This is a genomic window from Halomonas sp. 3D7M, from assembly GCF_014897885.1.
Lineage (GTDB): Bacteria > Pseudomonadota > Gammaproteobacteria > Pseudomonadales > Halomonadaceae > Vreelandella.
The window spans coordinates 6,972-13,688 of sequence record NZ_JABUZF010000201.1 but is presented as its reverse complement, the minus strand read 5'-3'; the positions used below and the strand labels follow the sequence as shown (position 1 = coordinate 13,688).

General features: G+C 53.2%; 7 protein-coding genes. 2 read left to right on the top strand and 5 right to left on the bottom strand.

Annotated elements, in window-relative coordinates; translation table 11 throughout:
* Window positions 1–9 precede the first annotated feature (9 nt).
* Window positions 10–720, bottom strand: a complete 711-nt coding sequence (locus tag INT22_RS11240; protein ID WP_193061316.1) for an ABC transporter ATP-binding protein — start codon at window positions 718–720, stop codon at window positions 10–12.
* A gap of 10 nt (window positions 721–730) precedes the next feature.
* Window positions 731–1,972: a lipoprotein-releasing ABC transporter permease subunit gene (locus INT22_RS11235; protein ID WP_089037739.1), complete on the bottom strand. Its 1,242-nt coding sequence runs from the start codon at window positions 1,970–1,972 to the stop codon at window positions 731–733.
* Between the two features lie 199 nt (window positions 1,973–2,171).
* Between INT22_RS11235 and INT22_RS11230 the strand changes: the two genes are divergently transcribed.
* Both INT22_RS11230 and INT22_RS11225 read left to right on the top strand, forming a co-directional pair.
* On the top strand, window positions 2,172–3,242 hold the full coding sequence (locus INT22_RS11230) for an agmatine deiminase family protein (RefSeq protein ID WP_193061315.1): 1,071 nt from the start codon (window positions 2,172–2,174) through the stop codon (window positions 3,240–3,242).
* Between the two features lie 9 nt (window positions 3,243–3,251).
* Entirely contained in the window at window positions 3,252–4,154 is a 903-nt protein-coding gene (locus tag INT22_RS11225) for a carbon-nitrogen hydrolase (RefSeq protein ID WP_193068242.1), read from the top strand.
* Window positions 4,155–4,225: 71 nt separating this feature from the next.
* On the opposite strand, the gene INT22_RS11220 is transcribed toward INT22_RS11225, so the two are convergent.
* The 3 genes from INT22_RS11220 to INT22_RS20810 all read right to left on the bottom strand — a co-directional run.
* The gene (locus tag INT22_RS11220; RefSeq protein ID WP_038485369.1) at window positions 4,226–5,173 is read right to left on the bottom strand and encodes a Nudix family hydrolase; all 948 of its coding nucleotides are present in this window, start codon (window positions 5,171–5,173) and stop codon (window positions 4,226–4,228) included.
* 112 nt (window positions 5,174–5,285) lie between these two features.
* Window positions 5,286–6,515, bottom strand: coding sequence for a bifunctional glutamate N-acetyltransferase/amino-acid acetyltransferase ArgJ (gene argJ / locus INT22_RS11215; protein ID WP_193068241.1), 1,230 nt, complete (start codon window positions 6,513–6,515; stop codon window positions 5,286–5,288).
* Window positions 6,516–6,551: 36 nt separating this feature from the next.
* On the bottom strand, window positions 6,552–6,717 hold a 166-nt coding region (locus tag INT22_RS20810), incomplete at its 5' end, for an SEC-C metal-binding domain-containing protein (protein WP_226912635.1).

The following is a 6,717-nucleotide window of genomic DNA, read 5'->3' as shown; positions in this document are numbered from 1 at the left end:
CCTAGGGTATTAGTCGCTGTTCTGCTCAATTAACCGCCCACTATCCAGCCTTAATACCCGATCCTGATGGGCAGCCAAACTGACATCATGAGTCACAATAACAAACGCGCAGGCACTCTCTTTAGCCAATTCATCCATAAGCGCTAAAATGGTACCTGCCGTGGTTTGATCAAGATTCCCGGTTGGCTCATCCATTAGCACAAGACGGGGATCTGTCACTAATGCACGGGCAATGGCCACCCGCTGACGCTCCCCTCCCGAAAGTTCGCCCGGTTTATGATCTGCTCGCGCTTTCATGCCCACTCGTTCGAGCAACTGCATAGCCCGCTGCTCCGCTGCCTTCTTAGACTGGCCACGAATAATTAACGGCAGCGCGGCGTTCTCTAGCGCAGTGAACTCAGCTAGCAAGTGATGAAACTGATAGACAAAGCCGATATAGCGGTTCCGAAAACGGCCTAATGCCGCTTCGTTAAGACCGGCTAACGGCTCACCAGCAATCACTACGCTACCAGCGCTAGGCCGATCAAGCCCTCCCAGCAGGTTTAACAGCGTTGTTTTACCCGAGCCTGAGCTCCCTACAATGGCAACACGCTCTCCAGCATGTACCTTAAGCTCAAGCTGATCTAATACGGTAAGATCTTGAGGGCCTTCGCTATATACCCGTGTCAGGCTGTTACATTCCAACATAACTGTGGTTGAGTGCTGGGTACTTGAGGTCATCGTTACTTCCTTATTCATAACGCAGTACATCGGCAGGCTGAACCCGAGCGGCCCGCCAAGCGGGATAAAGCGTCGAGAGGAAGGTCAGACCAAAGGCAGCGATGACAATATCACGCACATCACCCCACTGCAGTTGAGAGGGCAAGTCACTAATAAAGTAAACCCCGGCATCCAAGAACTGAATACCGAAAGTTGTTTCAAACCAACTGATCAAATCAGAGACAGTCAGTGCCAGGAGAACACCCACAGTAACGCCAATCGCAATACCTATCAGACCGATGGTGAGCCCTTGCACGATAAAAATCCCCATGATCGAACGTGGGGTGGCGCCTATGGTGCGTAAAATGGCAATATCCGCTCGCTTATCGGTCACTACCATCACTAGCGTAGACACTATATTAAATGCGGCAACGGCAATAATGACCGTAAGCAGCAGTGCAATCATGCGCTTTTCCATCTGAATCGCTTGAAATAGACTGCCATGGGAAGCAGTCCAATCCGTACCGCGGTACCCTGCGCCAAGTTCGTTAACAATCGCTTGCGTTTCACTGCCAGCCACGAACAGGTCATCTAGCTCCAGCCGTAGGCCACCCACCGCGTCGCCCAAGCGCGCTAACGTTTGCATATCTTCAATATTGGCATAGGCCAGATTAGCGTCTAAATCAGCGCCTACACTAAAGATACCGCTAACAGTGAATCGCTTGAGTCTTGGAAAAACCCCTGCGGGTGTAATCGATGCCTCTGGAACAAGTAGCGTGACGCGATCACCTACCCCAACGCCCAAGCGGCGTGCCAGCATAGACCCCAGCACTACGTGCCACTCACCAGGCACCAGATCAGAAAGCTGACCTTGGCGCATATGCTCACCAATAATCGACACTTGATCTTCCCAGTCTGGGTGAATGCCATTCACCATAGCGCCTTGGTTTCTGCCACCCGCTGAAAACATACCTTGCTGTTCAACATAGGGCGCTGCACCAATAACTCGCTCTCGCTCAACAAGCTGCTCTGCTAACGCCTGCCACTCAACTAACCCTGCTTGTGATTCAATTTTAGTGTGAGGCACCATGCCCAAAATTCGAGTACGCAGCTCGTGATCAAAACCATTCATCACCGACAGCACAAGTATCAGCACTGCCACGCCAAGCATTAACCCCAGCATTGAAGTTAGCGAAATAAATGAAATAAAGTGGTTCCGGCGTTTAGCGCGCACGTAGCGCAGCCCCACCAGAAAAGGCAAACGATCAAGCATGGCATCATTCCTTAGTAATAAGCGTCCATGGTACGGTTTTTTTAGCATGGGTGCATGTACGAACGCTGCGTTAGAGTAACAAGTCTGCCTAGCGTTCCCTCAAGCACGGTAACGCTTGCATGTTGCTAAGCGAGCCCCTAAATTGCGCCCATTCTGCTTGTCTTTAGGGCAAGGATTTTTTCGACTATTAAGAGCATTCGTGACGTTGGCTAACAAGACTTACCGTTTATTGCCCGAGTGGTCCCCCCAAGACGGCTTGCAACTGACTTGGCCCCGCCCAGACGGCGACTGGGCACCGCTGTTATCGCGCATCGAAGCAACACTTGAGCGTATCGTGATTGCCACGACACGCTATCAGCGCGTGTTAATCAGCGTTCCTGATGACACCACCCAGCATCGCTTGGCTGCGACGTTTGAGGCCTATGGCATTGCCCAACAACAACTGATGCTCATTGTCGCTCCCACGGATGACACTTGGGCCCGAGACCATGGGCCGATCACCGTGGTGGACGAAACGCAGCAGCCACTCATGCTGGATTACACGTTTACTGGCTGGGGCGGTAAATTTCCTGCCGAGCATGACAATCGCCTCACTCAGTGGCTGAACGATGCAGGGGTGTGGACCTGCCCCATCGCTCCACGCAGCATGGTGCTAGAAGGCGGCGCGATTGAAACCGACGGAGAGGGCACGCTGCTAACCACTGAAGCCTGCTTACTGAACCCCAACCGCAATCCGTCACTTTCGCGTACGGATGTTGAAGCCCAGTTAGCGGAAGATTTTGGCGTCGATCGAGTCCTATGGCTAGCCAATGGGCATCTTGAAGGTGACGATACTGACAGTCATGTTGATACGCTCGCGCGCTTTTGCAATCCCTCTACCATTGCGTATGTCCGCTGCGACGACCCGACTGATCCTCACTATCCAGCGCTAAACGCAATGGAGCAAGAGCTCATGGCGTTTCGCCAGCGCAACGGCGAGCCCTACCAGTTAATCGCCTTGCCGTGGCCACAGGCCTGCTTTGATCCTGAAGATGGTCATCGCCTCCCGGCTACCTATGCGAATTTTTTAATTATCAATAATGCCGTACTGGTGCCCACTTACGGCGATCCCGCCGACCTGGTCGCGCTGCAAGCGTTGAGTATTGCCTTTCCAGAACACACCCTGATTCCTATCGAGTGTAATAGCGTCATTCGCCAGCATGGCAGCCTTCACTGCTTAACCATGCAGCTACCGAAAGGCACCCTTGCCCCTGCGCTTAGTCAATCCTAAGGAGCCATCATGTCTAACAGCTTAACCGTCGGTGTTGTTCAACAGCCCGCGTGGCCAGATAAAGCACGTAGTCTTGCTGCCAGCGAAGCAGGCATACGCTCAGTTGCTAGCCAAGGCGCACAATTAGTGTTGCTTCAGGAGCTGCATGCCACGCACTACTTTTGCCAGTACGAAGACCCTGCACTGTTTGATTTGGCTGAACCATTAGACGGCCCTACTGGTCAGCACCTGGCCGAACTAGCCAAGGAGCTGAATATTGTGCTGGTGGGGTCGTTGTTTGAAAAACGGGCGGCGGGGCTTTACCACAATACAGCCGTCGTTTATGACCGCGCAAAAGGACGTGTAGGACAGTACCGTAAAATGCACATCCCGGATGATCCGGCCTTTTACGAAAAGTTTTACTTTACCCCTGGCGATGTTGACGACAGACGTGGCCAAGGCTTCACGCCTATTGACACCTCTGTTGGGCGGCTAGGTATTCTGGTTTGTTGGGACCAATGGTACCCGGAAGCGGCACGCTTAATGGCACTAAGTGGTGCGGAGCTGCTTCTCTACCCCACGGCCATCGGCTGGGATCCAAGTGATGATGACGCTGAAAAAGCCCGTCAGAAAGATGCTTGGACAATTATACAGCGCTCCCATGGCGTCGCTAACGGGCTGCCCGTGCTAGTCGCTAACCGAGTCGGCTTTGAACCCGACCACTCTGGCGTTGGTAACGGCATTGCGTTTTGGGGAGGAAGTTTTGTATGCGGCCCACAGGGAGAAATGCTAGCGCATGCAGGTGAAGAGACGCAGCAACTAGTCGTCAACATCGATATGGCGCGCAGCGAGAACACTCGGCGTATTTGGCCTTATTTGCGCGACCGCCGTATTGATGCTTACGGTGACTTAACACGCCGCTATCGCGATTGATAAAAACATAGACGCCTGCTCTCATCGAGAGCAGGCGCAGCATTCAAAAAGCTAACGTGTGGCGATTGGCTTTACTTCCAAAAATCACGAATAGACGCAATTCCCTGAGCGCCAACAGCGCGTGCATGGTTAGCATCAAAACGTGTCATACCACCCAGTGCAAATACCGGCATACCAGCACGTTCCACTAGCTGCTGGAAGTCATGCCACCCCAGTGGCGCCACTTCAGGATGAGAAGGCGTAGTGCGCAACGGCGACAGCGTGACAAAATCACAACCCAAAACTGCCGCCTGAGAAAGTTGCTTTTGATCGTGAGTCGATGCCGAGAGCCATTTATTTTCTGCAATCGGGCGACGCTCAAGGTCCATTAACCGTGCGCTGGTTAAATGAATACCGTCAGCATCAACAGCATCAAGCAATGCAGGCTCGCCATTCAGCAACAGCTTTGCATCGTACTGACGGCAAAGGCGCAGCGCGCGCTCAGCACGGGCAATGTATGCCGCTTCATCAAGATTTTTTGCCCGCAGCTGTACGAGTCTGACACCGTCCTCACTAAGCGCTCTTTCTAACAAGCTATCGAAACGCTCTTCGTCAGCTTCTTCGCCGGTAATCAGATAATCGGTGGGCAACATCACCGCACGCAAAATAGGCAAGTTAGCGGCAGGGAAAGGATAGTTCACCAACTCTTCCATAGGCACCCAGCGCACAGCCTGCCCCTCACGGCCAAACGGCTCACCTGCAAACTCTTGGACTTGCCAAACATCTAGCAGGATGTGCTTATCAGGATACTCATGATGAACACGGATAAGAGGCCGGGCCCGTACAATCTCGACGCCAAGCTCTTCGTGAAGCTCACGCTTGAGACCTTCCAAGCCTGTTTCATAAGGCGCCAGCTTACCCCCAGGAAACTCCCATAGGCCCCCTTGATCGACATTAGAGGGCCGACGCGCAATCAGCACCCGCTTCTGATCGGCGCTGATCATTGCAGCCGCCGCGACATGAACTCGTCGTTTTACCATTACACTCATTACGTCTTTACCCACTTTTTGCGCGCCGCCCTAACCAAAGACGACGCTATCTCGCTGCATTAGCACGTCACTGCAACTGTTTTTGGCTACTTTTCAGTGCACTTCAGCTACGGTAATCCGCGTTGATAGTCACATAGTCATGAGATAGGTCCGAGGTCCACATAGTGGCACTCTCTTCACCACGGCCCAAATTAATGCGAATGATGATCTCTTCCTGCGCCATGACGGCACTGCCCGCAGCCTCTGTATAACTGTCGGCACGGCCACCCTGTTCAACCAAGCGAACGTCACCCAAATCAATCACGACTTGGTTAACATCGAATGCCTCAACCGGCGCGCGCCCAACAGCGGCTAGAATACGCCCCCAGTTAGCATCAGAAGCGTAGAGCGCAGTCTTCACCAGCGGCGAGTGAGCAACGGTAAAAGCGACATCCAAGGCTTCCTGCCGAGTGGTCGCTTCATCCACCTGGAGCGTCACAAACTTAGTTGCCCCTTCGCCATCACGAATAATCGCTTGAGCAAGCTCGGTCATGACGCATTGCAGCGCATTGCGGAAAATGGCCACCTGCTCTTCGTTTTCGATGCGAGCGCCGGTACCTGTCGCTGCCAACATGCACGCATCGTTGGTTGATGTATCGCTATCGACAGTGATGCAGTTGAAGGAGTGATCTACCGTTTCACGTAACAAACTTGCTAACAACGGCTGTGCAATCGCCGCATCCGTTACTACAAAGCCCAACATGGTCGCCATATTAGGCTTAATCATGCCTGAACCTTTGGTAATACCGTTGATCGTGACCTGCTGATCGCCAATTGAAACGGTTGCCGTTGCGCCCTTGGCACGGGTATCCGTGGTTAGAATTCCCTCACCCGCTTGCTGCCAAGCAAGGCTAGTATCCGTTAAGGAATTTAGCGCATGGGGTATACCGGCAAGCAGGCGCGTCATGGGAAGAGGTTCGCCTATCACGCCGGTTGAAAAGGGCAAGACCTGGCTTTTATCAACGCCCATTTGCTCAGCAAGCGCTTCACAGCTGGCATAAGCATCCTGCAAGCCTGATGCGCCAGTACCAGCATTGGCATTGCCAGTATTTACCAACCAGTAGCGAGGCACACGCCCTGCGCTTGCACACGCTTCAAGATGCGCTTTCGCAGCGACCACTGGGGCAGCACAAAACGCATTACGAGTAAAAACCCCAGCTACCGTGGCAGTTTCAGGTAGCTCAATCACCACAACATCACGGCGATCCGGCTTTTTAATACCTGCCATTGCACTACCCAGGCGCACCCCATTAAGGGGTGGCAATTCCGGAAAAGCAAGATTTCCCACCGCCATGTTTTTCTCCTTTGCGCTCAATTTCGCCACGCGTGATTAGCTTAGTTTTCCGCAGCACTGCTTATATTTTTTACCGGACCCACATGAGCACGGATCATTGCGCCCTACTTTCGGTCCTTCACGACGCAGCGGACGACCATCAGCCCCTGGCGCGTCCTGTGAAACATCGTCCTGCTGGGCGTTAGGGTCGTCGTGGCGGCTT

What these genes read in the sequence shown, in the direction of transcription:
- INT22_RS11240 (WP_193061316.1), bottom strand. Translation starts at nt 720, where the DNA reads ATGACCTCAAGTACCCAGCACTCAACCACAGTTATGTTGGAATGTAAC.
- INT22_RS11235 (WP_089037739.1), bottom strand. Translation starts at nt 1,972, where the DNA reads ATGCTTGATCGTTTGCCTTTTCTGGTGGGGCTGCGCTACGTGCGCGCT.
- INT22_RS11225 (WP_193068242.1), top strand. Translation starts at nt 3,252, where the DNA reads ATGTCTAACAGCTTAACCGTCGGTGTTGTTCAACAGCCCGCGTGGCCA.
- INT22_RS11220 (WP_038485369.1), bottom strand. Translation starts at nt 5,173, where the DNA reads ATGGTAAAACGACGAGTTCATGTCGCGGCGGCTGCAATGATCAGCGCC.
- argJ (WP_193068241.1), bottom strand. Translation starts at nt 6,515, where the DNA reads ATGGCGGTGGGAAATCTTGCTTTTCCGGAATTGCCACCCCTTAATGGG.